Annotated in this window: 20 protein-coding genes and 2 pseudogenes; 14 read left to right on the forward strand and 8 right to left on the reverse strand. The window is 55.7% G+C overall.

Features of this window, described 5'->3' with window-relative positions:
* Positions 1–230: 230 nt before the first annotated feature.
* The gene (locus B5527_RS09445) at positions 231–971 is read left to right on the forward strand and encodes a hypothetical protein (RefSeq protein ID WP_079601048.1); all 741 of its coding nucleotides are present in this window, start codon (positions 231–233) and stop codon (positions 969–971) included.
* 244 nt (positions 972–1215) lie between these two features.
* On the opposite strand, the gene B5527_RS45265 is transcribed toward B5527_RS09445, so the two are convergent.
* Positions 1216–1473 carry a hypothetical protein gene (locus tag B5527_RS45265; RefSeq protein WP_172842421.1) on the reverse strand — a complete coding sequence of 86 codons (258 nt, stop codon included), beginning with the start codon at positions 1471–1473 and terminating at the stop codon, positions 1216–1218.
* On the opposite strand from B5527_RS45265, the pseudogene B5527_RS46240 reads away from it, so the two are divergent.
* From B5527_RS46240 to B5527_RS47570, 5 genes and pseudogenes are all read left to right on the forward strand, one after another.
* Positions 1451–1612, forward strand: a pseudogene (locus tag B5527_RS46240) (AAA family ATPase); the annotation flags it as partial. The gene B5527_RS45265 and the pseudogene B5527_RS46240 overlap by 23 nt on opposite strands.
* Positions 1613–1758: 146 nt before the next feature.
* On the forward strand, positions 1759–3927 hold the full coding sequence (locus B5527_RS09455) for a chromosome segregation protein SMC (protein WP_245332819.1): 2169 nt from the start codon (positions 1759–1761) through the stop codon (positions 3925–3927).
* Between the two features lie 12 nt (positions 3928–3939).
* Positions 3940–4440 (forward strand): Holliday junction resolvase-like protein, encoded by a 501-nt coding sequence (locus B5527_RS09460; RefSeq protein WP_154072123.1) that lies wholly within the window; start codon positions 3940–3942, stop codon positions 4438–4440.
* Positions 4441–4448: 8 nt separating this feature from the next.
* Positions 4449–4955 carry a Holliday junction resolvase-like protein gene (locus B5527_RS09465; protein ID WP_079601051.1) on the forward strand — a complete coding sequence of 169 codons (507 nt, stop codon included), beginning with the start codon at positions 4449–4451 and terminating at the stop codon, positions 4953–4955.
* A gap of 31 nt (positions 4956–4986) precedes the next feature.
* Positions 4987–5301, forward strand: a pseudogene (locus B5527_RS47570) (AbiV family abortive infection protein); the annotation flags it as partial.
* 10 nt (positions 5302–5311) lie between these two features.
* On the opposite strand, the gene B5527_RS09475 reads toward B5527_RS47570, so the two are convergent.
* Entirely contained in the window at positions 5312–5935 is a 624-nt protein-coding gene (locus B5527_RS09475; protein ID WP_079601053.1) for a 3'-5' exonuclease, read from the reverse strand.
* A gap of 35 nt (positions 5936–5970) precedes the next feature.
* Between B5527_RS09475 and B5527_RS09480 the strand changes: the two genes are divergently transcribed.
* The 4 genes from B5527_RS09480 to B5527_RS09495 all read left to right on the forward strand — a co-directional run bounded on the left by B5527_RS09480 (position 5971) and on the right by B5527_RS09495 (position 16436).
* Positions 5971–7947 (forward strand): DUF2075 domain-containing protein, encoded by a 1977-nt coding sequence (locus B5527_RS09480; RefSeq protein WP_079601054.1) that lies wholly within the window; start codon positions 5971–5973, stop codon positions 7945–7947.
* A 42-nt stretch (positions 7948–7989) separates the two neighbouring features.
* Complete coding sequence (locus B5527_RS09485; RefSeq protein ID WP_079607179.1) at positions 7990–8445, forward strand: hypothetical protein; 456 nt, start codon at positions 7990–7992, stop codon at positions 8443–8445.
* Positions 8446–9292: 847 nt separating this feature from the next.
* On the forward strand, positions 9293–10192 hold the full coding sequence (locus tag B5527_RS09490) for a hypothetical protein (RefSeq protein WP_079601055.1): 900 nt from the start codon (positions 9293–9295) through the stop codon (positions 10190–10192).
* 16 nt (positions 10193–10208) lie between these two features.
* Complete coding sequence (locus tag B5527_RS09495; RefSeq protein ID WP_172842523.1) at positions 10209–16436, forward strand: CHAT domain-containing protein; 6228 nt, start codon at positions 10209–10211, stop codon at positions 16434–16436.
* A gap of 521 nt (positions 16437–16957) precedes the next feature.
* Here the strand turns inward: B5527_RS09495 and B5527_RS09500 are convergent.
* Genes B5527_RS09500 through B5527_RS09510 form a run of 3 tightly spaced genes read right to left on the reverse strand, consistent with a single transcriptional unit; the run spans position 16958 to position 20309 of the window.
* Positions 16958–17854 (reverse strand): plasmid partitioning protein RepB C-terminal domain-containing protein, encoded by an 897-nt coding sequence (locus tag B5527_RS09500; RefSeq protein WP_079601057.1) that lies wholly within the window; start codon positions 17852–17854, stop codon positions 16958–16960.
* Between the two features lie 3 nt (positions 17855–17857).
* Positions 17858–18736, reverse strand: a complete 879-nt coding sequence (locus B5527_RS09505; protein WP_079601058.1) for a plasmid partitioning protein RepB C-terminal domain-containing protein — start codon at positions 18734–18736, stop codon at positions 17858–17860.
* On the reverse strand, positions 18714–20309 hold the full coding sequence (locus B5527_RS09510) for a recombinase family protein (protein WP_079601059.1): 1596 nt from the start codon (positions 20307–20309) through the stop codon (positions 18714–18716). The genes B5527_RS09505 and B5527_RS09510 overlap by 23 nt, the downstream gene beginning before the upstream one ends.
* 66 nt (positions 20310–20375) lie before the next feature.
* Between B5527_RS09510 and B5527_RS09515 the strand changes: the two genes are divergently transcribed.
* Complete coding sequence (locus B5527_RS09515; protein ID WP_079601060.1) at positions 20376–20792, forward strand: hypothetical protein; 417 nt, start codon at positions 20376–20378, stop codon at positions 20790–20792.
* A 164-nt stretch (positions 20793–20956) separates the two neighbouring features.
* Here the strand turns inward: B5527_RS09515 and B5527_RS09525 are convergent, their stop codons facing one another.
* From B5527_RS09525 to B5527_RS09535, 3 genes are read right to left on the reverse strand one after another with little or no spacing between them, the layout of a single operon-like run.
* The gene (locus B5527_RS09525; RefSeq protein ID WP_079601061.1) at positions 20957–22498 is read right to left on the reverse strand and encodes a recombinase family protein; all 1542 of its coding nucleotides are present in this window, start codon (positions 22496–22498) and stop codon (positions 20957–20959) included.
* A complete protein-coding gene (locus tag B5527_RS09530) occupies positions 22488–23117 on the reverse strand; it encodes a DUF2924 domain-containing protein (protein WP_079601062.1) in 630 nt (209 codons plus the stop codon). The genes B5527_RS09525 and B5527_RS09530 overlap by 11 nt, the downstream gene beginning before the upstream one ends.
* A complete protein-coding gene (locus B5527_RS09535; protein ID WP_079601063.1) occupies positions 23117–23485 on the reverse strand; it encodes a DUF3489 domain-containing protein in 369 nt (122 codons plus the stop codon). The genes B5527_RS09530 and B5527_RS09535 overlap by 1 nt, the downstream gene beginning before the upstream one ends.
* 816 nt (positions 23486–24301) lie before the next feature.
* Between B5527_RS09535 and B5527_RS09540 the strand changes: the two genes are divergently transcribed.
* The 3 genes from B5527_RS09540 to B5527_RS43655 are packed head-to-tail and all read left to right on the forward strand — an operon-like array spanning position 24302 to position 26365.
* On the forward strand, positions 24302–25645 hold the full coding sequence (locus B5527_RS09540) for a site-specific DNA-methyltransferase (RefSeq protein ID WP_079601064.1): 1344 nt from the start codon (positions 24302–24304) through the stop codon (positions 25643–25645).
* A complete protein-coding gene (locus B5527_RS09545; RefSeq protein ID WP_079601065.1) occupies positions 25638–26033 on the forward strand; it encodes a DUF5681 domain-containing protein in 396 nt (131 codons plus the stop codon). Before B5527_RS09540 ends, B5527_RS09545 begins: the two co-directional genes overlap by 8 nt.
* Positions 26030–26365 carry a DUF5681 domain-containing protein gene (locus B5527_RS43655; RefSeq protein WP_154072124.1) on the forward strand — a complete coding sequence of 112 codons (336 nt, stop codon included), beginning with the start codon at positions 26030–26032 and terminating at the stop codon, positions 26363–26365. The genes B5527_RS09545 and B5527_RS43655 overlap by 4 nt, the downstream gene beginning before the upstream one ends.
* Positions 26366–26485 lie beyond the last annotated feature (120 nt).

A 26485-nucleotide genomic window follows, 5' to 3' on the forward strand; every position in this document is an offset into this window, starting at 1 on the left:
TCAGCCGCCCCAAGTCACCACAGCAACGCTCCGATCAGACAAGAAAGCCAGTCAGTTCTGAGCAAGATAGTTGCTCGTGGACCGCGCCGGGGGCGGGATCGTTAATTTCTGACGCACTGGATGCTCGTTAGGTTCATAACCTGAAGGTCACAGGTTCAAATCCTGTCCCCGCAACCAAGGGCACAAAAAATTCGCCTCTAAGCCGGCCCGTTCCGGGTAAGTTCCCACCCATGCGAGTCACCTTCGATAGCAATACATGGGAGAAAATTTTCGACCTGATCGATTGCGATTGGGCGCCTGTTCGGTCGGCGATTTCAGGTGGTCGAATAGCCGGCTTTATCTGCGAGGCCGCCTTCCGAATTGAAGCGATCCGCAAGCGCGAACGTAGTGCTTATTTCGCGGAACCCGCGATGGACGTGCGCTTTCCGTTTTCCACCGTCATGATCGACGGCAAACCCCATCTTCTGCTCGTGTCGTCCGGTCCGAACGATGAAAGTCATCCGGGCTTGCCCGAGATCCAATCTAACAGACTGAAAAACGCGCTTGCGGCAGGCGTCAGGCTTATGCGTGGTGCGGCCTGGATGGGCTTGCCGTCCCCATCAGAAATCCGCGATCCCGCACTCTTCGCACAAACCGACGACCCTGGCCGCGAACAACGTCAAATCGACGCGTCGGCCCGTATTGAAGCCCGTGGCGTCGGTAAGGCGGCGTTCGACGCTGCTGGCGGTTGGAACGCACAATCTGGCGGACCTCATAATGAAAAGGCATTTGCCAAAGCATGTGCTGAGTGGGCTGATGGAGAATTGGTCGCGAGCCACATCGCTTACCGACACGATATTCTGTGCACCAATGATCGGGCCCGCGCTGCGGGTGTTTCAATTTTCGACTCGGAAAACAGGAAGTGGCTCGCGGCGGAATTCGGGGTTCGATTTGCAACCTTGGAGGAGCTTCTCGCGCTGCTAACCGGATAACCGCACAGGGCTGAGAGGTCTGTTTTGCACCGAGATAAGCCCTTCTTGAGCAGATGCAGTTCTCCGAGTCTCCGGGGTGCTGGGGATCCCGATCGAGTGTCCCAAAGAGTCGGGGATCCCAACTGGAGCTTCCTTGATAAAGGTCTCCATTAGTTCCAGAGTACCGCAGGCAGTGTTGGCGTGTAAGGCAACTTATAGCTGCGCCGGTTCGAAACCGGCCGCCCGCACGTCTGCTGACGACATTTCAGGGGAGAAAACAGTGGCAGATACGGAGCGCAGCAGCGCCGGACCAAGCGAGTTTCTCGGCCAACTGGCCGTAGACCTTGAGGCAAGAGCCGGGACGGACAAGCACCTGGCGAAAGTGCTCGTCGAGCATCTTCTCACCGCGTCTGCTAAAGCGGATTGCGTCACCGTTGCGCGGTTGGCCATTAACGACCTCGCTAAAGCAAGAGCGGCAGCCCCAGCGCAGGACACCCAGGATGCCTGATGCGCCGATCTTCATCCAATCGCTCACGCTTTCCGGATTCCGCGCGTACCTGGAGCCGGCGACCTTCGATTTTTTGGCTAAGCGAAGTCTTGCCATCTTTGGCCCAAACGGGAGAGGGAAGTCCGGTTTCGTGGACGGCTTTGAGTTCCTTCTATCGGATACCGGAACAATCAAGCGCCTGGGAATTCGCGCAGCCAATAATCAGGCGGGCGTGGCCGCATTACCTCACGATCTTGCCGTTGAAAAAGGCAAAGCCTCTGAAGTTCATATCGGCCTAAAGCAGGGCAAGACGTTCACCGAATGCTCGCGCTCAGTGACGGGGGACCTTCGCGGCCTCCCGGCCTTAACAAACTGCTGGCAAGTCAGAAGGTCGATCCGATTATCCGTGGATATACCCTTCGCGATTTCGTCGAAAACCAATCTCCCGAACTGCGATATGCCGAGATCGCGGGCTGGCTGCAGTTGTCCCCGCTCGTCGAAATTCAAAAAAATCTACGGATACTGCGCCAACAGATCAAAGCGGACGCCGAGGATCAGACTCCGAACACTCAGATCAATACGCAGGTTGCAAAAGCGACCGCGCGGGCGATCACCACTTGGGACGACGCCGCCGTTCTTGATTATGCCAACGGATTGCTCGTTCCCCTCGACACAACCCTGAAAATGGCGGCGCTCGACCGCGCGGATCCGACGTTCGCAATCATAGCAGCGCGGGCGGCAGCCGAAGAAAGTGAGCTCGGTATTTCGGGCTTGCGGCAGCTCGCGGTGGCGATTGAGGCCGTCTATGCAGTTTCGATTGACCAAAGCAGCGGCGACAGTCAAATCACGGGCGCTATCCCCATATTCGAAGCAGCTGTGGCAACAAAGCTTGAGGCCGCGACTCGGGAGGCCGCGGAACGAGACAAAGCCGCAAATGCGATTTTCGCAGCCGTTTGGAACGCTGCCGAGCCCCTATTCCAGGACGGCGCGCCGTCGGTTGATGCCTGTCCTGTATGCGCCACGCCCGTCGACAAAACGGCTTCAGGAAGCATGGCGGGAATACGCGATCATATCAGCCAGCATAAATCGGAGCTTGAGGCCTACGCGTCGGCCAAGGACAGCCTCGACGATGCGTTGCGCCGCGTCGCGACAGCTCACAGCGCTCTAACTGCGAACCTCAGAGTGCTTCATCCGCTCATCCCTGAATCTGAGCAGGATTGCCGCGCGGCGGAAGAAGTTTACGAGGCGACGATCAAGCAGTGGCGCGATATGCCCGCACCAGACAGCGCAGCGCTGAAGACGCTTTTGAACACACTTCTGGTAGCCGTCGAGACCAAAATTTCCGAAATTCAGCTGCGCCAGGGCGACAATACCTATTCGAAGGCGCTCGCAAAGATCGAAAGCCTTCTCGAAATCAAGGCGCAGAGGCAATTACAGACGCGCGTGACCGAGGAGCTCGAAAAGCTGCGTTCCGCGCTAAACGAGCAGGCAACATTTATTTCCACGGAGATCAGGAAAAAGGTTCAAGCGTTGCTCGATCTGCTTCGCGAGCCCACAAACCTGCTCTACAAAAGCATTCAGGGTAGCGATGCCGCTCTTGTGCGGCTCGAATTGCCACCGGAGGACGAAACGAACCAGCAGCGGCTGGCCCTGCTGATCGACTTTTCACCGGAGCGGCAGGGAGTGCCCCCTTCAGGCTACCTGAGCGATTCACAAATTCACTCGCTCGCGCTGGCCTTACGGCTTGCGGCGATCCGGACGTTCAATACCGGCGCTCCCATTGCGATCCTCGACGACATTGTCACTTCCTACGATGCCGACCATCGGCGCGCCATCGCTGCCATGATCGCGGAAAACCTGACAGACCTCCAGATCATTATCACCACGCATGACCAAAGGTTTTTCAGTTACTTGAAGGATCAACTGCCGCAAGCCCCATGGGCCTTCACTCAAATTATCCGACTGGAGCGGGAATATGGTCCCCGTTTCAGCCATCATAAAATATCCGACGAAATGATCGAGGCCAGGTGGAGCAATGGGCAGTCGGCTGCCAACGAAATGCGCCAGGCAGAGGAGGAATGGCTTCTTGACCGCTGCCGCGAATTTGGCGTCGACGTTCGAATCCGGGAGGTAGATCGGGTTTATAGTCACGAGAGGAGCGAGCTAGCCCTCGCGCTGGCGACCTATTTAAAGGGCACCGGTCTTAAGCCGCCGGATGTCCCCGGGGTTGCTAATCGCTTTCTTGTCAGTGTTCAGAAGGGCGAGATCGAAAATTTCGGCAGCCATTTTCAGGACAGCCCCTATGGTGACGGATCAATAGGCGACGAAAAAGCGCGCTGGGCCGAATTTAAATATTTCCGCGACCATTTCGTTTGCCCGACTTGCAAGCGGACCAAATTCAAACGTCCGATCGCACTTAAGAAGCCTGTTTGCGCTCATGGCAGCTGCGAAACACAGTTCGCGTTTCCTGGAGCCGCAGCGGCCGGTTAGAAGGAACAGCTCTTGCCAAGCAAAAAACCAACACAGACCCTGATCGCAGAGTTAAAGCGGAACAAGCGATTTATGGGGACTTGCCCAACGTGCGGGGACGACTTTCGCCTCGCTGACGCGGCTCTCTTTGCCCTTGACGAAAAACCACCCGATGCAGCCCTGGCGGCAATAGCCGCGATGCGCGAGCGCATCAAGGAGCGCAGGACCGACCTCGCCAAGGCGCGAGAGCGCATGACAGCGCGGGCCGAGAAAACCGCTCATGCTGTTAATCTCGGAAAGATCATCGAAAAGATCCTTCCGTCTTTTTCGAGCTTTCCTCATTCGGCAGGCGACTGTCGTGCACTCTTCGAACCGATCGATTATCTGATCTTCTCGGGACTTGCTGCCCGTGGGCAGGTCGAATCCCTCCTCTTTGTGGATGTGAAGTCCGGCAAGGCCCGCCTGACGGGCACGCAGAGGAATATCAAGGAGCGAGTCGAAGCAGGCGCCGTCAAATTCGATACCCATTCATAGGAATAGACATGGCGGACGGTTTGGACAAAACTTTTGGAGAGCTTGGCCACATCTTGGGTGTTTGCCCTTGTTGCGGCGATTTGTTTTATTTGTCGGAGACCCGCCCGTACCTAGCGGGAAAGCAACCCCATTCGGTTGTGGATCAGATTAGAGCGGCAGAACAACGGCTTGAGCGCGCAGAAGAGAAGCTTGCCGAGATGGAAGCCGACCTGCGGGAACAGGCAGCCGTCGCCGGACTCCGCACGGCTAAGAAATTGCTTAAGAAGATCGATCCCGTTTTTAGCGGAGCTGGTTACGATCCTCATGACGTGAAGGTAATCTTTCATCCCGTGACCTACGTCGTCTTCAACGGTATGTCTCAAGGCAAAGTGCGCGACATCGTACTGCTTGCGAAAAATCCGGAAGATAAAGCCAGCGAGAAAATTCAGGCATCGATAGGGAAGGCTGTTCGCAGCGGTAACTTCGAATTCAAGACGCTGCATGTCGACAATGACGGCAAAGTCGCCCATCGGTAACAACAATCACAAACGGCTTTTAGAGTTATCAATGCCCAGCGGAAAACTGTTCAAGGCGCCCCGGAAGGAGGATGTGCAAGCATCCATCGACGCGTGTCTAGCGAATGCCGACCGGCTGATGGATGATGCCGTGCGGCTAGAATTTCAAGAGCGCGGCGGCGCACGTTTGGCGATTTGCATGCTAGCTCAGGAGGAATATGCGAAGGCGTTTCTACTCTATATGGTGCGTGAAGAACTGGTGCCTTGGGACACCGAGCTGTTGCGGGCAATTAGAAATCACGCATGTAAGCATCTCGTCGCGATCGTTATGGAATACGTCGATCCGCAATGGGAGACTATCGAAGAGCTGGATGCAATCATAAAGGCCGAATTTGCTCTCGAAGGTCGCTTCCCGCCGCGCGTGAGCAGTCGTCAATGGCCCGATGGGCCTGATGAAATAGGCCGACACCGGCCAGCAAATAACCCAGACGCGATCCGTCAAATCCGTGCTTTCGCCATTCCACTTCCGTTGCGGAGCATGCCCACGGCTTCTGCTCGAATAGCGGCCAATAGCGTTCGGAAAATTTTCGATCAAAGCTGGCGTTGTGCGCGATGACAATCCCGGCGTCTGCTGCAAATGCAGCAACGGCTTCTGTATCAATCTGATGCCCCAGGACCATTTCATCAGTAATGCCGGTAAGATCACTGATTTCCGAGGAAATGGGATTTTGCAGCTGGTTAAAAGATGAAAAGACACCCGTGATCTGACCCACCCGATCGTCCGGCAAATAGGTAAACTTCACCATTGCGAGCTCGATGACCTCATCTCGCGCCGTATCGAGTCCGGTCGTCTCGACGTCCAGTATGATCCCGGTCCTGGTCGCCTGTCCCTCGCATGGGGTGAATTCAGTTCGAGGTATAAGCCTGCGCAAAACCCGGTAATCGGGGGATTGCGCCAGCGTTTCGGCCATCATGGCTAGACTGATTTCTTCGGGTGGCATAGGGTCAACCGTGAGATGCATTCGCTTGGAACGCCATGAATAGTTCGTTTTATTCTAACTCGATCAAAGACCTTGTCGACGAATTACCCGAAACGATCCTTGGACATCTCGCAAAACAGAACTCTTTTTCATTAGAGGCGCTGCAGCGCAATGCCTGGCTTGCCCAGATATCTATTTTGCGGCGTGAGCTCCGAGTCTTAACATCGGGGTGGGTCGCGTTCGAGTTCGCCATCCCGCGGATGGGCAAGCGGGCCGACAATATCATTCTGGTTGGCGGCGTCGTTTTTGTCTTGGAATTCAAGGTCGGGACCGAGCAATTCGACAGCGCCGCGATCGATCAGGTGATCGACTATGCCCTCGACCTCAAGAATTTTCACAGCGGCAGTCACGACCGACCGATCGTGCCAATTGTCGTGGCAACAGGGGCGATGGATGCTGTCCACTCTCTGATTTGGGCAGACGATAAAGTCGCGCAACCGATTCTCAGCAATGGCGTCGGGTTGGGCGCATTAATCAAGGACATTTCAGATCAAGCGACAACTGGTTCCGATATCGATGTGCAGGCATGGCTAGGCAGTGGCTATAAGCCCACGCCCACCATCATTGAAGCGGCGCAAGCGCTATATCAAGGTCATAAAGTAGGTGAGATCACTCGTTCGGACGCTGGTGCTATCAACCTAAGCCAAACGGCAGGATGCATTGCGCAGGTCATTGAAGATGCCAAATCGAGGCGACACAAGGCTATTTGTTTCGTGACGGGCGTCCCGGGCGCCGGCAAGACGTTGGCGGGTCTCAACCTCGTAACTCAGCGCACAAACGCTCACGAAGATGAGCACGCCGTATTTCTATCGGGTAACGGACCTCTGGTCGACGTGTTGCGGGAAGCCCTCGCCCGCGACGAGCATGCCCAATCAAAGCTGACCGGGTCCACGATCCGCAAGGCTGACGCTGAGCGCAAAGTAAAGAGCTTCATTCAGCACATCATGCATTTCCGCGACGACAGTTTGGCAGGCCCAAACGCGCCGACTGAGCGCGTCGCAGTGTTCGACGAGGCGCAGCGGGCCTGGGATCGCGACCATCTGGTGAATTTTATGTCGCGCAACAAAAAAGGGCCTCCAGACTTCAATATGTCGGAGCCGGCATTCCTGGTCAGCGTCATGAACCGCCACCAGGATTGGTGTGTCGTAGTCTGCTTGATTGGTGGCGGACAGGAAATCAATGCCGGCGAGGCTGGACTTACGGAATGGTTTTCCGCTCTGCAAACAAAATTTAGGGATTGGAAGGTGTTTACGTCCCGCCAGTTGGCCCACCGCGGCTATCATCGGGGACAGGATCTTTCGGAAATGTTGAGTGGGCTCGACGTGACCGTGTACGAGCATTTGCACCTTGCCGTGTCGATTCGGTCATTTCGGGCAGAGAAACTATCCGAATTTGTGGCTGCCGTTGTCGCGGGTGAGGTAGATGCTGCACGTGATATTTACGACCAGATCAAAGCAGCATATCCGATCAAATTGACCCGGGACCTTGCTGTCGCACGGGCTTGGCTTAGAGAGCAGGCGCGGGGAAGCGAACGCGTTGGACTTGTTGCGTCGTCGGGCGCGTCGCGATTAAAGCCGCTTGGCCTCAATGTCCGTCAAGAGATCGATGCTAAGCACTGGTTTTTGAACGGCAAAGACGATGTGCGTTCGTCACACTACCTCGAAGATCCCGCCACTGAATTTGACATCCAGGGACTAGAGCTTGATTGGGTCGGGGTCTGTTGGGACGGAGATTTTCGATCGATCAATGGTGAGTGGGCATTCCATCGGTTTACCGGCACGAAGTGGCAGAATGTAAACGACGAAAATAGAAAAATCTATTTGACGAATGCCTACCGCGTACTTCTGACACGCGCGAGACAGGGCATGGTGATCTATATTCCGGAAGGCGATGCTGATGATCCCACCCGTGCGTCAGCCTTTTACGACGATACCGCGAAATTCTTGTCAGAATGCGGTCCGTCGTTTCTTTAGATTGAGGCGAGAGACAATCCGAAGGCGTGAGAAAGTTGCGTGATGCGAATCGAAGGACCCGAGAGATATCAGCTTACTTTTACACCTGAGGCCTTCACTGTTCTTTGTGCCAAAGGAACGAACAAATTTTCTGGGTTGTCTACGTCGGATCTGCCCAAGCTCTATATCGCAAGCATCGACAATAAGCCGATCTACGTCGGCATCACCAAGCAGAGCATTCGCAATCGCCTCCGGCTCGGTTGGAATGCGAAGGGAGATTCTGGCTACTACGGTTATGCTTGGCGGCATGGGCATACCGTGGCCGCGCTAGACGTTTGGTGCCATAGCGACGCCATGGAGCGGAATGAACGCGACATCGAGACCGTCGAGGCCGAGGTCGTGTACCTGATCCGCGCTGCTGGCCAATGGCCAGCATTTCAGACCGAAATTCATTTCTATCCGTCTTCGCCGCGGCATCGCGAGGTTGCTGCCGGCATCATGAGCCATTACCGGCTCTAGTCGGTCGATGGCCGACCTATTCCATAACATCTGTTTTCCGAATCACGGCTGTCCCGTTCCCGTCGACAGTCCGAGGCGAGTTGAGCCCAATCGCCCGACTGGAATGGAGTCGCCTGAGTACGGCGCTCGAAGCTGAACCCATCTGCAGGCCTGATCGCGCACTTGCTATCTGCGGCGCCGACGTTCTCTAGGCCGAGACAAATCGGCCAAGCAGAGCTCATGACGCGGCTTGCATCTGAGTTTGGCTTCTTGCCCGCAAGTCGTGTTTCGATCGGCGCCCTCACCAGATCAGCAGATCAGCTGGTGCTCCTCGAGTTGGACCGAGGAACGACGAGGGGGATGCTGAGGGGATAGGTCAATCTCTAACGCCCTCTCGACCGCGGACCGTGGAAGCAAGATCTTGTTTTCACTGCATTCACGATGAGAGTGATCAGTTGAAAGTGAAAAAGTCGCGAGTTTCGGTAGGGCCGGTAGTTAGACCAAGTAGCTACCTGCTACAGCGCGCGCGCGAACCTTGCCTATAGGGAGATTGCGGGCGGCCGAGGCAAGGTGCCCAGTACCGGACGCCTGGTACAATCAGCAGACGTATGTATCAAAACTATCTCTTTCAGTTGAAATGTTTTAGGATCGGGTTTTTAATTGAACAAATGAATTTGCCCGGAGGGCTAATGGTGCGGTGCGGCACGGGTCGGCACTCATTGCTGTGTAGTCGAATTTCAAAGACTTGATGATCTTAGGCCAAGCCGGTGCGTGCAAATCAAACGGATGGATTGAGAGCACAACATTGAGTGTCTTAATTCTCAATCGAGCTTCAACATGATTTCTTCGAACGCTGGAACGCCACACTATGCCCAAGAAAACGCGTTTGCGCATCTCATCACGCCAGATCTTGGTCGCGGTGGCCACCGCCCTAATCATCTCCATGGGTCTGTTTGGGTGGTGGCGCTATTCAACCTGGTCTGAGGCGCAGTCAGTCGAGTTGTCCAAAGCTCGAACGCAAAGCCTTTCCGACTTTTTCGGTTCCTTTGGAGATCAGGGATTAATCCCAATTGTCCGTCCAGGTGCACAAGAAGTGGGAGCGGTTTATAACGCGGCGACTGGCCGTTGGATTTATGAGGCAGCGACCTGCTTCCCGGGACTCAAACCGAAACCTGCGGTAGGCTCCGCCCTGCCAAACATTGTGATTAGTCGAGCAGAGAATGCATCGATTGCATTAGGTTTCGACAACGTGCTGTCGGTGCTCGTCGGCTCAAACCAAGTACGTTCGGTACGACTGGCGTTTTCAGATGTAACCGTCCAAGATACTCCAGAACATTCGTTACGGGAGACATACTCAGCTCAAGCGTGCCCCGAGCTTCAGGCAATATTAGGGAGCGTCTCGTCAGGTCAACCCCCAGCATCAAATGTTGAACTCCTCCTGGTACTTGGCACGATTTATAGGGCGAAGCGTACCGCCACAATTGAATTGAATGCTGACGCAGCGTCGAGCGGAGCGCTCGAAGCGATAAAGAGAGTTCTACCCGTTAGAGCCAGCGTAAAATCTGACTCTGGCAGCGCATTGTCGATAGTCCTGGAAAACGACATCATTCTACCCGTCGCTGCCGCGCCAGCGTTCATTCCCACCCCTACAGGACTAACCTTGGGCCCCGGGCAGCCGAATACCAGGATTGTTTGGATGCCTTTCGATCCCAGCCTGAACCCTGACGCTATTGAGACGTTCAAACACCTCATGAAGCCGAACAACTGATCCCAAGGCGATGCACATGAACGGATCATGGAAACGTTCTTTGGGTTGGGCACTATTCGTTCTGAGCATCGTTTTTATTCAACCAGATGCCTCTGCCGATGATTCTACGTGTAGATCCACGCCTAGTAGTGGTCGCGTCGACGGCTGTATAACCCTAGCAACAAGGGGCCTTGAAGCGCGCAACTTCTATAAAGTTATTGAAAATGTTGTCGATGTCCTCGCAAACCCGGTGACGAGCCCTTCCCAAACGACACGAGCTAAGGCGATCTTGGCCGCCGCACTTTCAGAAGCCGATCGGCCCGATGACGCCTCGAAAGTTATCGACGAATTATGGCCGGCCGGAAACGACATAGCTCATGCTCCCGTCGGTCAACTTAGCAGCTATGACCGTGCGATTGCACTGTTCGCGAAAATGCAGCTGCAAGCTCGAGTGTCCTCGCTCAACGTCGATTCCGCTTTAGCAGCACACTTTTCGCAAGACTTTGCCAACGGCCTAAAAGCAAATGGCCAAGGATATCCATCCGTGGGGTTCGCTTTGAGCGCCTTGGGCAACGCCAACGCGATAGGTTCACCAACAACCACGCTACGCTTAGTCGAAGCGATTGTATCAGTGTTCCGAGAAATCCCAAATGCCGCGAGCATCGAGCTTGCTAACGCCGAAATTTTGGAGGCTTTTGTTGCAGTTCGTGCCAACGCTCTTGCCGATGCCGGTGCCGAATTAGATCGCGCGGAAAAGAGCCTTCCGCTGGCTCCATGGCTGAAGCCGCTCTTAAGAGACGGAAAGGATGAAGATGACGATCGCCACGATGAAGCGAGCAAAATAGCAAGTCTGCTGTGGCGGCATAGTGCTTTGCTGCGCGGCTGTATCGCTATGAAGCGTGGTCAAACTGACTTCGCGCTAGAAAGGTTGAATTTATATTTATTGACCGAACGCAAGGACGACTGGCAACTGTTTTTCATGGGCAGTCCGGCGCAACAAGAAGCCAGAACGCAGCAGTTTCTCTATGGCTCGGACAGCGGAGCGAGCGTGGATGCCGCAAGGGCGGCTATCGCTCAATGGTCAGCCCTTCCCTCCATGGCTGAACAACAATTGCATTGGTTGCGTCTTTTCGAGGCGGAGCTACTAACCGGTACTACAATCAGAGTTGCACAAGTTTCGCAAAGTGTGTTGCGATCTACGTACAATCCAGCCAAGAGCACTGAAGAGGACCCAAGCAACTCATTGTTCTATGCATATTTTGCGTCGCTTGGAGGAGCAGACTACGGGATCGACGCGCGCTTCACCGCTATGCAGGTGTCAGACTTGAAGAGTGCTACGGTTGCACAGAAAGCTCAGGCCTTAGCCATTTTGGCAGGACTGGACGCCCGCTCCGGCTCGCTGGAAGAATCCAGACAGGAACTTTCAACAGCCAGAGAACTCTCCAAGAGTTTGGATGGACGTTGGACGGACGGCCATTGGGTGACGGCAATGTACGCCAGAATAGCTGGCGATACGGACTTGGAGCGAAATGCGCTAGAGATGGTCGTACGGTACATAGTCAAGGCTGACGAGCTTTACGACCTGTTGGCGTATTGGCGCTATTCCGAGTTGCAGGTTACCGCCGGAAACTATGCGGCGGCTCGAGATTCTCTCGGCAAGCTGATGAGCGATTCTGCTACGGTCAACAACACCCGGATCAATCTCCAGGCAGAAACGAAACTTCGCTTTGCAAGAGCAAGCTATCTTGCCGGCGACTATGGTGTTTCTGGAACTCACTCAGCACAAATAGCGCAATTTGATTTAGCCGGAGGCGTGCGGGACCGTGCTAGATTAGCAGAGAGCGCCGCTATTGCGGCGCTCTCTGCTAACGCCCTGGGAGATCTCTCTTCTGCCGCTCGATGGGCTAAAATTGCGGTCTGGTTTGGGCAATTCACCTCGGACACTCGATCGCAATTGGTGGTCAAGAAGCTCGGCGAATTAGAGCCTCTAGCTAATACGAAAATAGCTAATCTGGGGGTCGACGGCCTTCCGGTGGCGGCTACCGATTTCGACGAAAAGGTAGATCTCTTAAAGAACAGGGCAGAAGCCGCAATTACGGATTTCGACAATCAAGTGGTTATCATAAAGGACGGAGCAGAAGCCGCTGCCAAAAACTCCCAACTTCGTACCTTGAAGTTTGTTAAGGAGTATAATCAGAAGAAAGACATCGCGCGCACATTGCTGGCGGTTCACTCTTCTGCTGCTTCCAAAGCGCAATTAGGTGGCGAATTTATTCGACTGACGAGTTCTATTGTTCAATCACTAGAAGCGAATGCCAAAGGCGCATGCCGCGATTTTCTAGTCGCGGGCGAGTACGCCATTGAGAACAACGATACCTTCTCAAGAGACGTCTTTGTCCAGCTATCGAAGAAGCTTGACAATGTGCTTTCCGCGTTCAAGTGCGAAGAAGTAAGTCGGCCGCGCTTTATCGCGCTGCGGGTGCAGCTCGCGCTTGAACTGGGCGAACCCGCGCTGGGTACCCTGGAATGGTTGATTTACGCGCAATCCTCGACACAGCGGACGGGAAGGGTATCAAAGCAGCATCCTCTATATCAGGCCGCTTTGGATGTAGTGAAAGCTCTAGAGGATTCCAATTTGATGCATTTGGCTCCACTTTTGTATTCAGCGTTGCCAAATCTGTTCGCTCCCGACGCACTATATAAACCTGACAACGACGACACGCTGCTCGATGCTCTTCAATCTGAATCCCAGATCGGCTTCGTAAATTCCAACGCGCTGCTTCGCCTAATTTGGGATGACGCAACCTTTGTAAAGCTGGCAAACCCGGCCGGTGCAAAAATTGGCGAAAAATTGGCCAGCCTGGAGAAGCAGCTAGAGGAAATTGGTCGGAATGACGAAGCGAACTTCGTACAAAGTTTGGTGCCCGCTGCCGAATCAAAGCACAAGAAAACCAAATTCAAAGTCGCAATCGACACTCTTGTAGAAACGTGGAATAGCGGCAGCAATCAACAGCGCCTCGAAGTAGCAATCTCCGACGTTGTCGAGAAGGCAAAGGAAGTTGCTGCAGAAGGCAAGCCACTTATCAGTTCAGGCTTTGACACGCGGATCTCTGAGCTCGAGAGGAACGTTAGGCGAGTGGCTGAGTTGGCGGGGGATGCTTTCGACAGTCGGAGCCCCTCAATCGGCTTTCGGTTGGCCGATACCGTGCTTGTTCTAACCCAGATACTGCCGACCGAAACGAGCAGTGACCTCGCTTGGACAGCCCTCGGCAGCATTTTAAGGGCTTCTACTTATCTCGGAGATTTCGAGCCGTTCAGAACGCGCGCGCGCGACCTCCTTTCTCGAGATGCTCAGGCTGTTCAACTGAACCCCGAAGGCGCGCTCAGTTTTCGAACAAATATGAAAATTATCGCAGCGTACCAAATCGTTGCGTCGGATTCGGAGATGGAAGACTTGCTCTCTCCACTCCGCGCAATCGCTGAGCACCTCAGGGACGGCACTGTTAGCATCAATAACCGAAACCAATACGGTTTATTCCAAGAGGCGCTCTTTGGCCAAATATCGCCGCGCGATCCGGCTTCCCGGCTTAAAGCTCTCAGTTTCCTAAAGCAACGGCCGGAACCTTCAAAGGAAATTACAGAGTTCGTCGGCGGCGCGACTGACCGTATAGTAGGCGAAGCTCTCGCTTTCGCGATCAATGACCTGAGGTCAGGCAACCTCCAAGAAGCCCGAACGCTTGCTGCCAAAGTCCAACAGGCGTTACGGGGGCTACCGCAGCAAAATTCAGCCAAGCTGAAGGGGCCGACGTTGGCTGTGCGTGCAGTTGCCGCAGTTTGTAGTGCGTCGACGGCAGAGGACGCAGAAACGTCATTAGATTCTCTTTCGCGCCAAATGGATTCCAGTGCCGAGCTGGCTGTAGAGCGAACACTGTTCGCGCGCGGCCTCTCACATTACGCTGGGAGTAGAATTGCGGATGTGTTCACACGCCTCGACGTGGCTGGTGAACCGGTCCTACAAACGGCCAATAAAAATGTCGACCTGTACCGAATAAAATTGTCCGAGTTTCAAGGTGCGGCTTCTCTCCTCGATGGACAGCCCGAGAAAGCCCGCTCTCAGCTCGCAGAGGCGTGGGACCGCGACAAGCTCAATGCTCGTCGTAAGCAATTTGCGTTCGCGCATACGGTCTTAAGCATGGGGCGCATCAAGACGGCTGACGAGTTGTTCGAAAATCTAAATCAGGCGACCAAGGAACTCGAGCAAGCGTTCGATCAAGCTGATGCGTCCGGAAGCAACTTGGAAGGAAGACATTTTGCAGTCGACCGGGCGGACGCCGCATTTTTAGAAGCGCGCTTGCGACTCGTCCACGGCGATCCGGAGGGAGCGCTCGAAAGCGTCGATCAGTCACGCAAACGCAGAGACTTAAAGCTCTTTCCAACCTTGCAAGGTCCCGAATCCGACCGCACTTTTTCAACCAATGGATCTCTTCTAAACGCAATTGCTGGGACACAGGTTAAGCCCATTGGGCCGTTGTGGCAGGGAGCGCCCACGGTTCCGGCGGGATTGTGGGAGCCGTCGGCGCCTCCAGACTCTCCCTTGCTCGTTGCGCTTACAGCGGCCGATTTGATCAGAAAATCGGGAAAAAGCCTTTCGAAGGAACAAAGTAAGATCGTGCGAGCGGAGGTGCGTGCTGCAACACGGTCCTCTACGACGGTGACAATGGAGAGAGCACGAACTATTGCGGGCATCACTGACGCCGGAACAAAGGAGGCATTGAGAAGGTCGATACTGACGGACAGATCAACTCGTTTAGCCTCGCGGTCTCAGTCCACCGGTCAGTGGCCACCAAAGCCTCGTGAGGTAGGAGACGCCCTAGCCGAGTACACACCTTGTGAAGGCGGAGATGCGCAAAAGTCGTCTCTCTCTCTTAGAGATTTTATGTTTGATGCCCTCGCGCCCGCCACAGGCCTCTGGTCCGAGCAGACAACGAACAACTTCTTACTCAATCCCAAAACAAGCAGCGGCGAAGTTCTACTCTCCGACAATTCCGATAGCTTAAGTATAGCGAGCGATGAAGCCGCGCTATTCCTGACTGGAAGTGGAAAAGAGGTGTTCACGACCGTCATAAGAGACTCAGCGATTGAGGTTTATAAGGTCGCGTTTGAGGACCGAGAGCCAAGTTTGGACGAACTTGTACAGCAAGCACGGAAAGCCATCTCCGAATCGTCAACCGATCCATCGGTGGATCGTACAAGCATAGCGGCTTTATCTCGCAAAATTCTTTGGCCTTTACTGCCTTCGATGAAGGGGGTGCATCGTGTTTTTTTGATCACTCAAGGTCCACTAACGTCTATCCCTTTCCACCTCCTTCATCTGCCTCCTGAAACGGAGACAAGCTCTAGGACAGTTTGGCTAGATCAAGCCTATTCTGTACGGGTACTTCCGGGTCTTGATTTACTTTACCCACCCCCGATCAAGAGCGATCGTACACCGCCGCCTACCCAGTCAGATCTGGAGTTTTTTGCAATTGCTGATCCCGCGGGCTTTGGTGATCAACAGCACTGTCGCGATTCCATGTTAACCAAGCTGCGGAATACGGACGGCGCCGTAGATCCAAGTAAGTTTAGCGAATTCTGCAGCGTACCTGAGACTAAACTGGCGGCTAAAGCGATTGCGCTTACTTTGCTATCGCCGAACTTAGCAAATGACCTTGGTTCATGGCTCTTGACCGGATCCGATGCGCGGGAGCTAAAGGTGACTTCGGATTCGCGGCTCGGGCGCGCGCGAGTTGTGATGTTTGCTACTCATGGCCTTCTGGCCGACGAAAGTCTAGCCACAAGCGGTTTGAAGGAGCCAGCTCTTCTGTTGACACCACCGATCGGTGTGCTGCGTCCGATAGACAGGGATGACGGTCTGCTAACGGCTGGGGAAATAACATCCTTGAATCTGTCGGCAGATTGGGTCGTGCTCGAAGCATGCAATTCAGGAGGCCCTGACGGAGGGAAAGAGGATGAAGCGCTATCAGGTCTGGCTGCCGCCTTCATTGCTGCTGGGGCCCACGGGGTTATAGTATCGTATTGGCGTCTTGATGCGCGCACGTCGATCGGTCTGCTGCGTGAGTTATTTCGGGCGTGGGACAAGGGAAAGTTACCGATGGACCAGGCGCTTGTAATTGCTATGCAAGCGATTCGTGACGGTAAGGTCTTTCCTGGCACCGCGCTTAGAACTGAGTTCCATTGGGCGCCGTTTGTAGTCGTCGCGAGATAAATATCTACCATCCTTCTAGAGATTGGCGTTTTGAATGCGATCCCTCCGAGCGGTGGTTATCTTCCGATCTGATGTTCGCAGCTATGACGACAACTTGGAAGGGCTGAACGCCGAGCAGAGTTGCGCCGTCGAGCACGACCGCGTGGATTTGAGCAATACGGTCGTCTCTTGAGCGCCGTAGCCCGCTCCGGAAAGCAAGATCGCGATGGACCAAATATTCAAACAACACGACCTCCTAACAGAGGTCGCGGGGGCAGCTGCTTTTCAGAATGTCACTCAAGGCATGGCGGGCGCTGGCGACCAATTGTTCATACTCCTTTAGCCCCAGATGTTGTCAGTGGCTCGTGAACTAACGAGGAAGAGGGTGAGATTCTATTTTCTTGGTCGCTTTGCGCGTAGAGCAGATGAAGGAGTGCACCTTGGTCTACAAATTCCATAACGCCTCATCCGCGAAGGCCGCTCACTCGATTTAAATTTGGTGGCGCCCATTTACCTCTTAGCGAGTTCGCGCTTCATCGGCTCTAAGCCGCGGTCGCCTCAGCCTCGGTGATTTTCTGAAATTCGAACAACAACTCCTGGTAATTCTTGGCGAGATAGCCGACGACGCGGCCGTTGCGCAACAGCTTGCTGACATAGCCATTGGCCAGCACCAGATCGAGGTGGTCGGTGCCATAGGTCTGCTCGGCCACCTTGAACTCGCGCGCCAGGCTGGCCGATTCCCGCTCCATCAACGCGACCTGCTCGTCTGACAGCCCCTTGGGCGCGCGGGGCTGGTAACCCGGGGCGAGTTGGGCTTTCGGGGTCGCGGCCACCAGCGAACGCACATAGCTGTTGGAGAAATTATTCATCGCTACCATCAATTCGGCGGCCTCGATCTGCCGGATCGCGCCCAGCTTTCTCAATTCCGAGAAGGTGTTGAGCGCGATGTGCTTTTCCTTCAACAGTTCGGCCGCCTCGCTGCAGATGCCGTCCAATAGCTTGCGGCGCCGGCGGATGCTGGCGACGTCGACATTGAGCGATTTTGCAATGCGTTCTTCGGAGACGCCGTTCTCGACCGCCTTGAGGATCATCTTGTGTTCCTGGATGATCGCGATTCGGTTGACGCGCTTGTTGTAGGTGAAGGCCTCGTCATCGGTTGAGATCAGGCAGTCAACTTCGCCGACACCTCGATCGCGCAGCACCTCGAGCCGCAGATGGCCGTCGAGCAGCAGGAATTTGCCAAACTCCTCGCGGCTGCGCGCGACAACCGGCGGCTCGACCAGCCCGATTTCGGCAATCGAGGCCGAGATTTGCGAATATTTCGACGATCGCTTTACCTCCTCGGAAATGTGTTTCAGCGGCTGGATATCGGAAAGTCGCAGCGACACCGTTCGCTTCTCAAAGCCCATCCGGACCGAAATATGGACACGCCGGGCCATGGCTCACCCCTGTCCCTGCAGCCGCAGCGCAATATTCTTGGGCAGCGTGTCGAGCTTCTCGGTCTCCAGTATCGTGACAAAGTCGGGTTCGGCCAGCAGTTTGCGCAGCGCTTCCAGAATGAACACCAGCCTCGATTTGGTGCTATTGGACTTGCGGATCAAAACCTTCTTGCGATCGACGTCCTGCCGGTAGGCCCGCAGCAGGGCGTTCGAGCTGATCGAACCGCCGTCGACCCGGCGCGGGCCGGTTTTGTAGCCCTTGCCGCGCCGACGGCGCTGCTCGATCAACTTCTTTGCGGCCATCAGCCGCTGGCCGCGCAGCAGCTTTTCTTCATAGGCCTGCTGCAGCACATTCTGGACCTCGCTGTCCTCAGCCTGCGCGATCAACACCGCCACACTGACCGGCACCTGACCGGCCTCGACCGCGCGCAACAGCCGGTGCTCGCCGTGTTCCAGCAGGCTCGCGACGCCCCTGACATATTCGACCGTCAACCCGGTCTTGCGGGCGATCTCCTCGAACTCATAACCCCGGCTCTTCAGCCCTTCGATATCATGCAGCAGATCAATCGCGCGATGTTGCCTTCGGGCGCAGTTTTCGACCAGGCTCATGATCGCGCTGTCCTCGTCGCTGGCGCTGACCACGATCGCCGGGATCTCGCGTTGACCAAGGCTCTGGTAGGCCTCCAGCCTGCCTTGCCCGCAGACCAGGTCGTAGCGTTGTTCTCCCTCCAGCTGCTTCCGCTTGACGGTGATCGGCCGCTTGAGCCCGAGTTCGGCAACACTGGTGACGATTTCTTTGAAAATGCGGCGGTTGCGCACCCGTGGGTTGACGACATCAATCGCATTTACCGGGATGATCTCAATAGATTGAACCGAGTCCATGACGAACCTCCATCAGTTGCGACCGGGCGGCTAGCTCAAACAATGCATCGAGCTCGTCGAAGCGATAAGCATCGAGACCAGCGCCATTGTCTTCGGCCAGCCGGAGTTTCGAGGCTTCCATGTCAAAGCGGGGCAACAGGTAGTAATCCAAAATACCGGCGTTCATTTGGTTCATGCGGACCGCGACGGTGATGTCGGGCCGCAAGCCCATATCGAAGCGAACGTGCCAACGATGCGTACCCGACGAGGTCTCCTGCGAACGGACCAGGCATAATGAGGCGGTAAATTCGTCGTTGACTTCCAAGAGATCGGTATCGCGATCCTGACGCACCATGCCGCCAATGGCCTCGATGCCGCGAATGGTCGAGGCGATCAGCCCGGGATACATGCGTCGGAGCGCTCGGTTGATCTCGATGTAGCGATAATCGCGCTCAGGGGTAAATCCGATCAGCTCGTAGGCGCGAACCAGGCTGCCAAAGCGGCTGCGATAGGCGCTACTGGAGGGGCCGATCTCAAGTTCGTCAATGATGATGCCCGAGAGATAGCCGTGGCTGTCGAGCAGCCCGCGCAGCAGGTCCAGCAATTCCTCGTCAGAGTAATGCTTGGCGCGGTCGCCGATGATCTTTTGCGCTGCCTGGAACGTCTCATCGTCAATGATTTGTTCAAATGCCTTGTCGTGGCGTACCCATTTCTCGGGCGGGTTGGCAATTCGGTGTCCCTTGAGCTTGCAGGACGATCGGTTCCAGACGTTGTTGCCGACGTATTTTTCATTGATCAGAATTTGATGCACCGTGGCTCTGGTCCAAGGCCGGTCCAAATCGGTGAGCGCGCCGCGCTGGTTGAGCAACGTGGCGATCTCGGCCTCCGATTTCCCGGCCGCTACGAACGATTCATAGATGAACCTGATTGTCTCGATCTCTTGTTCGGGGCCTGGAATAAGAATGATGCGGTCGGTTTGGATGCTTTTGTGCTCTCCTCGCACCAGTTCTGTCTTGGGCGCGCCGTTCTGGTCGATCAATTTTCGGCGCAGACCATAACCGGCCGGACCGCCTTGCCGATAGCCGAGCTCGATCAGTCTGCGTTGGCCAGCAAACACTTTTACGGAGAGTTCGCGGCTGTATTCGCCGGCCATCGCGCGCTTCACGCCTTTGACAATCGTCGAGACTGGGCTCCCGTCATTTTCGAATTGTTCTGCGCAGTAACAGACACGGATGCCGGCTCTTTTACATATGTACTCGTAGTACGCGCTTTCGTCTGCGTCCTGGAAGCGGCCCCAGCGACTTACATCATAGACAATGATAATGGAAAATTGAGCGTTGCCGCTTTGAACGTCGTCGATCAGCTGCTTAAGCGCATCTCTGCCGTCCAGGTTTAAACCACTCTTGCCGCTGTCCGCGTATGTTTTCTCTATTTTGAACCCTCGTCGAAGGGCGTATTCGCGGATTTCCTGAGATTGGTTTTCCGTCGAGTACTTCTGGTGGTCCGTCGACATGCGGACGTATTCAGCTGCGGAGTGCGTCACACGGCCTGATTGGTCTGAACTGCGTTTGACATCAACGCTGCTGATTTCCATGGCCCGCCTCACGAACGTCAAACAATGGGCTCAAGGTTTGATATACTATCCGGCCCGAGGCGAAACATGTTGCCGAAAATAGGCAGGAAAATTCCACCGTCTGCCGGAGAGCCTCCCCGCGGTTACGCCGTATCGATCGCAGAAGCGCTTCGGACTGACCTCGGTAGCAGCCATCAAGCGATCAAAACGTTGATGCGATGGACTGGCTCCAATGAACGGACGGCCAAGAACTGGCTTTCGGGAACGAATGGGCCGAGCGGCGAACACTTATTGGAAATAATCCGCAACTCGGACTTGGTTTTTGAATGCGTTTTGCAACTCGTCGGCAGAAGAAGCGTGCTTTCCCATCGAAATCTTGAGGAACTCCGCGAGCGTCTGCAATCTACGACGAAATTGATATCTGAAGTCATGAAGACCGATGACTTTCCGAAATCGCATCAGAGTTCTGGCCCGGAGCCAACTATTGATTCGAGCGGAAGGTGATTTTCGGAAATTAGGGCTTGGTGGCGGCCCTTGGCTCCGGAGCCGGTGGAGAGGATTTCGTTCCGCTTGCGATCTGGCGCGCTCGGAGAGATTCGAACGCCCGGCCCTCGGAATCGGAATCCGATGCTTGTTGAACAGAAAGCGAAGTCCGCAACATTCGATGGCTAGCCGAGCAGGCGCCGATGCTCCGCCCAAGACAACGCAAGGAGTTTCGGGATTTGCGCCAGCGAAAGTCCCGTCGGCTGTCTGCCCTCCAAAATCGCCCACGTAACTTCCGGCGAAAGGAACGCGAGCCGGAGCGCCTGGCGAACGACCTTGGGATGAATCCGGTTGGCCTCGGCGAGTTGTTCGATGGATTCATAAGCTCCGTCGCGGAGACGATCCATCCAGGCATGCGCACGAACGATGGACTGGATCAGGCTCTCGTTGCGCGCGACTTCCGGTATTACATTATCTTCCATCGCCGCTGCTGCATCTTTCGCCGTTGTCGACCACGCAATTCTGAATTCCTGGTTCGCCCCATCCCCGTCGGCCGTACCAGCGGTCGTTATCAGGAGGTGATCGCTGGCGATGACGACGCGCTCAACGTCTCCAATGGAAGCGGGCGCACTCTCGGATTGTCCTTGTTGTTGATGTGTTTTGAGGGCGGCAAGGACCGCGCTCTCGATCTGGGCCGCAGGGACACGCCCGACCGACCCAACGTCGGCCTTCCTTCCCCGCAACAGCGCCGAGCTGACGTAGAACCGGTAGTGCACGCCGTTTTTGGCGGAAAAGCTGGGGCTCATGCGGTTGCCACGATCGTCATAGAGCTTGCCCATCAGCAGCGCCTCGCTCGCGGTGCGGCGGGCTTTGTGGGCGGCGGGTTGGGATGCGAGTAGCTGCTGGACCTGATCGAAGATCTTGCGGTCGACAATGGCTGCGTGCTCGCCGGGGAACCACTTCTCCTTGTGACCGGTTTCCCCGACGTAGATCCGGTTCTTCAGAAAATAGGCGAGGGGGCCATAGGTGAAGGGAATTCCGCCGTTGAATTTCTTGACCTTGGTGTCCCGACGTTTGGTGACGATGCCTTTGGCGTCGAGATCCTCAACTAATTTCCCGAAACTCTGCACCTCAAGATACCGGCTAAATATGTATCGAACGGTCTCGGCCTCGGCCTTGTTGATGACGAGTTTCTTGTCCGTGGCGTCGTAACCAAGGGGAACGGTGCCGCCGGTCCATTTGCCTTTGCGTCTTGAGGCCGCGACCTTGTCGCGGACCCGCTCGGAGGACAGTTCGCGCTCGAACTGGGCAAAGGACAACAGAACGTTCAGGGTCAATCGACCCATTGAGGTCGTGGTGTTGAACTGCTGGGTGACCGCGACGAACGAGATCGATTTGGCATCGAAGGCTTCGACCAGCTTGGCGAAGTCGGCGAGCGATCGGGTCAGCCGGTCGATCTTGTAGACAACGATCACATCGATCCGGCCGGCGTCGATGTCCTTCAGAAGTTGCTGAAGGGCAGGGCGGTCCAGGTTGCCGCCGGAATAGGCGGGGTCGTCATAATGCGGGGGGAGGGCTTTCCATCCCTGCGAGGCCTGGCTCTTGATATAGGCCTCGCAGGCATCACGCTGGGCGTCGAGCGAGTTGAACTCCAGTTCCAGACCATGCTCGGTGGATTTGCGCGTATAGATGGCGCAGCGGACCGATTTTGTCATACTAGCTGCCATGGGGATCGCCGGTCGAAACGGATTTAGCGGTACTGGCAGCGTTCCTTTTCCGGTAGTCGCTTCCGTCGCCCAGATGACCCGATCGGGCTGACGCGGCTTCGGCGTTTCGGTTTGCGCCATCGGACCGACCAGGACCCACAGGCTCGTCGCTTTCTGGCGCCTTGGACCGCAGGCCGAAAAACCGGGGCCCATTCCACCGCGTGCCGGTAATCAGGACCGCGATTTCGGAAAGGTTGCCAAAGGTCTTGCCTTCATAGGCAAATCCTTCCGCGAGCACTGTCACCCGATGGCTTTTGCCTTTCCATTCCCGGACCAAAACCGATCCCGGCTTGATCCGGCGCGCCAGCACGATTTTGCCGCCCGGCTTTGCGGCATATGCCTTCATCATCTGATCGAGTAGGCGTTGCGCCGAGTGGGAGAGGCCGCCGTAGGCCTTCTCCTGAATCCGGTGTGCGATGCTGCGTCGCAAGAGATCTGGACCGAACGCCTTCGGCGGGTCGGATCGAAACACTTCGCGATATCTGGCCCGCAGCTGGGCGATCGGCATGGCCGCTAGCCGACCCAGTTCGGCTTCAACAACTGGATCGGCTTGTTTGTTTGACGAGGGTTGCACGGGCATCACCGGGCCTGGTTTGTCCCGGCGATCCGATAGATGCGCTGACCATCTACCTTCTCGGAGACGAGATTCAACGTCAGCTTCTTCTTGACCACGCCGGCAAGGAAACCGCGTACCGAGTGCTGCTGCCAATCCGTTGCCTTCATGATCGCGGCGATAGTGGTGCCCTTCGCTTCTCGGAGCATCGCGAGCACCGTTTCCTGTTTGGAAGTAGACGGCGCAGCTGCTTTCGGTGACGCGGACTTTGACGTGACGGCGCTCGATGAAGCGACGGACTTCGATCGAGCGGCGCTGCTTTTGGTGCGGCTCTCTGCGCGTGCGGGTTTGGGTGCGGCCTTGGTGGATTTGGATTTCGATGTGCTGGTAGCCATTTGGCTCTCCCTTGTGCGTGCGACAGCATCCGGTGCTGCCACTGACACAAGCCCGCGATAGGCCGGGCGCGGGCGGGGAGGCAATACGAATCGGGTAGGGCGGGTCGACCTCTTTGCGAACGCATAATGCTGGTGCCGCGAGCTCGCGAAGGGGCGAGCTGGAGCATGTCAGATCAGGCGATGTTCACTCCCGCATTGATCGCTCTCAGTGGCGCCGAAGTCGAGCCGATACTGAGCAATGTTGTGGCTCTCTTTGCGCCTGTCAGATCACAAGATGATCGTACCCGATGATGCAGTAGCGAAAGCCCAATCCATCGGTTCCAACTCCAGTATTTCCGAGCCAATCGGGAATTGTACCGCAAGACTGTATGGAACTTCTCTGGCAGCTCAATGCCGCCCCCGGCGTATCGCGGACGCGGCCGGAGTGGCTACTAATCTGCCTCCAGTGCTCGTTCGATCGGTATCCGTAACGCCTATGGTTGATGGATTGTCGACGAGAGCTCGATCGCCCCGAAGTTTCTGACCGGCTGGAATAACGCGTCATGGCCGCGTGAAAAACGCGCGCAAAATCCTTTGACTTGAGGCAGCGCAGGATTCGCTCTGGTTTCATCCAAATGTGCGATTGGCGGTTCCCGCCCGGTCTGGGGAAGGATCGGGGGTCAAGCAAATTTATCTATCCAATTAAAGTGAAACAGGAATATTCATTCTGGGATTCCAGGGGTCACCTCGTGGTTACCGGGCCAGCCGAAACTTGAGCTTCCCGGAGCGAATGACTCGCCTGGGATTCGGCAACTCAGACAAGAAGGTAAGGAAGTGATGGCTTACGAATCGAACCTGGCGACCAACGCCGGGTTGATCGAGGTTCAAATCGAATATCGCGCGGTGGCAGAACTCATCCTGGATTCGCGGAACCCGCGGCAGCATTCCCAGCGCCAGGTCAATCAGCTCGCGGATTCCATCCGGGAGTTTGGTTTCGTGATGCCCGTGGTGGCGGACGGGAGAGGTCAGGTAGTCATCGGCCATGGACGGGTTTTGGCAGCAAAAAAACTCAAGATGCCGCGCATACCGGTTGTCGAGATCCGGCATCTCTCGCCGGCACAGCTGAAGGCACTTCGGATTGCGGACAACAAGCTGGCGCAGAACGCTCATTGGGATGAGCGGCTGCTCGGTGAGAGCCTCCTTGAGTTGAAAGAGCTCGACCGGGATTTTGATCTGTCAATCACCGGGTTCAGCCTGCCCGAGATCGATTTGGCGATCCAAAAACTCAGTGAGGCGGCTGTCGAGGACAACGATGATGCCAGCTCGGTGACGGGGGTGCCGGTCTGCCATGTCGGCGATGTCTGGAGGCTCGGGGGCCATAACGTCCATTGCGGCGATGCAACGTCCGAGGCTGCTTTTGCGAGATTGATGACAGACGGCCGCGCGAACGTCGTCTTCATTGACCCCCCTTACAATGTTCGCATCGATGGCCACGTATCCGGCAACGGAAAGGTCCGCCATCGCGAGTTCGCGCAGGGGTCCGGAGAGCTCAGCCGAGAAGAGTTTATTCGCTTTCTGGCCGGTAGCTGTGCCCTCCTTAAGAACTACAGCAAAGACGGCGCGATCCACTTCGTGTGCATGGATTGGAAGCACCTCGATGAACTTCTCGAAGCCGGTCGCGAGGTCTATGCCGAACTGAAGAACATCGTGGCCTGGGTCAAGAGCACGGCCGGCATGGGATCGCTTTATCGATCGCAGCATGAATTGATCTGTGTCTTTAAGTCAGGCACCGGGCGGCACATCAACAACATCGAGCTCGGCAAGAATGGCCGCAACCGCACCAACGTGTGGCAGTATGACAGCGCCGGTACCCAAGCGCGCAAGGGCAATAATGTCCTGGAGCTGCACCCGACGGTCAAGCCGGTTCGGCTGGTGATGGACGCGCTGCTTGATTGCTCGAACCGCGGCGATATCGTCCTGGATTGCTTTCTGGGTAGCGGCACCACACTGCTCGCCGCCGAACGCACCGACCGCATCTGTCGCGGGATCGAGCTTGATCCGCTGTATGTCGATACGGCGATCCGCCGCTGGCAGAATCTGACGGGCCGGGATGCGGTCCGGGTATCGGACGGCAAGCTCTTTCGCGACATCGAAGCTGAAAAGGAACAGGTCGATGAGTGATGAGAAGAACGACTACGAAGTCGGATACAAAAGGCCACCGGTCGCGACCCGCTTCAAGAAGGGGCAGTCCGGCAATCCTAGCGGAAAGCCTAAAAAGATTTCTCAGGAGCTCGACCCCGGAAAAATTCTGCAGTCGATCGACAACGAAGAAATGATCGTCAAGATCGATGGCAGGGGAAAACGCATGCGAAAGGCAGAGATTAACTTTCGACAGTTGTTCAACAAAGCAATCAAAGGGAGCCTCACCGACGCGAGGCTCATCGCGAAGATGGCCGCAAAATACTTCGGTCCTGAAGCTGAGGGGCCCTCCGAGACCGAGTTCATTATTGTACCGGACAAAGAATTTGCCAAGCCGAAACCAAACACTGATAGCAAAGGAAGGGAATGAACAAAGGAAACCGAAATCCCCCAAAAAGCACTCAGTTCAAAAAGGGCCGCTCAGGTAATCCAAAAGGTCGACCCAGACAAACCGTGCGGCAAGTCTCGACGGGATCCCAGTTTCGCAAGGTTGCCAGGGAGCAGATCTCAATCGAAATTGAGGGTACCCAACATAAGATGTCGCGATGGGACGCCTATGTACGCCAGATCTACAACATGGCGCTCAACAGGAACGGCAGCGCCGCGCGCCTGCTCGACCAGCTGCGAAGGCAATTTCCCGGCGACCTGCTTCCCGGTGATCCCGTTATTTTTCTCATCAGCGAATCCGATGCGAAGATCTGAACGGGGTTGCCAGATTCGTTTAATGGTGGCTTTGGAATGTCCGCTATCGAGGGGCGGAGCAGACTTAACCCGGGTGTCGGCTCATTTCCGTTTTTGACAGCCATATGAGACATTGTGTCT

This window comes from Bradyrhizobium erythrophlei (assembly GCF_900129425.1).
Lineage (GTDB): Bacteria > Pseudomonadota > Alphaproteobacteria > Rhizobiales > Xanthobacteraceae > Bradyrhizobium > Bradyrhizobium erythrophlei_C.

Bases quoted from the DNA above. Each gene is read 5' to 3' on its own strand.
- B5527_RS09475 (WP_079601053.1), bottom strand. From the start codon at position 5,935: ATGCCACCCGAAGAAATCAGTCTAGCCATGATGGCCGAAACGCTGGCG.
- B5527_RS09495 (WP_172842523.1), top strand. From the start codon at position 10,209: ATGAACGGATCATGGAAACGTTCTTTGGGTTGGGCACTATTCGTTCTG.
- B5527_RS43655 (WP_154072124.1), top strand. From the start codon at position 26,030: ATGAACAAAGGAAACCGAAATCCCCCAAAAAGCACTCAGTTCAAAAAG.
- B5527_RS09530 (WP_079601062.1), bottom strand. From the start codon at position 23,117: ATGCCCGTGCAACCCTCGTCAAACAAACAAGCCGATCCAGTTGTTGAA.
- B5527_RS09500 (WP_079601057.1), bottom strand. From the start codon at position 17,854: ATGGCCCGGCGTGTCCATATTTCGGTCCGGATGGGCTTTGAGAAGCGA.
- B5527_RS09480 (WP_079601054.1), top strand. From the start codon at position 5,971: ATGAATAGTTCGTTTTATTCTAACTCGATCAAAGACCTTGTCGACGAA.
- B5527_RS09465 (WP_079601051.1), top strand. From the start codon at position 4,449: ATGGCGGACGGTTTGGACAAAACTTTTGGAGAGCTTGGCCACATCTTG.
- B5527_RS09535 (WP_079601063.1), bottom strand. From the start codon at position 23,485: ATGGCTACCAGCACATCGAAATCCAAATCCACCAAGGCCGCACCCAAA.
- B5527_RS09525 (WP_079601061.1), bottom strand. From the start codon at position 22,498: ATGGCAGCTAGTATGACAAAATCGGTCCGCTGCGCCATCTATACGCGC.
- B5527_RS09445 (WP_079601048.1), top strand. From the start codon at position 231: ATGCGAGTCACCTTCGATAGCAATACATGGGAGAAAATTTTCGACCTG.
- B5527_RS09485 (WP_079607179.1), top strand. From the start codon at position 7,990: ATGCGAATCGAAGGACCCGAGAGATATCAGCTTACTTTTACACCTGAG.
- B5527_RS09540 (WP_079601064.1), top strand. From the start codon at position 24,302: ATGGCTTACGAATCGAACCTGGCGACCAACGCCGGGTTGATCGAGGTT.
- B5527_RS09545 (WP_079601065.1), top strand. From the start codon at position 25,638: ATGAGTGATGAGAAGAACGACTACGAAGTCGGATACAAAAGGCCACCG.
- B5527_RS09515 (WP_079601060.1), top strand. From the start codon at position 20,376: ATGTTGCCGAAAATAGGCAGGAAAATTCCACCGTCTGCCGGAGAGCCT.
- B5527_RS09455 (WP_245332819.1), top strand. From the start codon at position 1,759: ATGCTCGCGCTCAGTGACGGGGGACCTTCGCGGCCTCCCGGCCTTAAC.
- B5527_RS45265 (WP_172842421.1), bottom strand. From the start codon at position 1,473: ATGAAGATCGGCGCATCAGGCATCCTGGGTGTCCTGCGCTGGGGCTGC.
- B5527_RS09490 (WP_079601055.1), top strand. From the start codon at position 9,293: ATGCCCAAGAAAACGCGTTTGCGCATCTCATCACGCCAGATCTTGGTC.
- B5527_RS09505 (WP_079601058.1), bottom strand. From the start codon at position 18,736: ATGGACTCGGTTCAATCTATTGAGATCATCCCGGTAAATGCGATTGAT.
- B5527_RS09510 (WP_079601059.1), bottom strand. From the start codon at position 20,309: ATGGAAATCAGCAGCGTTGATGTCAAACGCAGTTCAGACCAATCAGGC.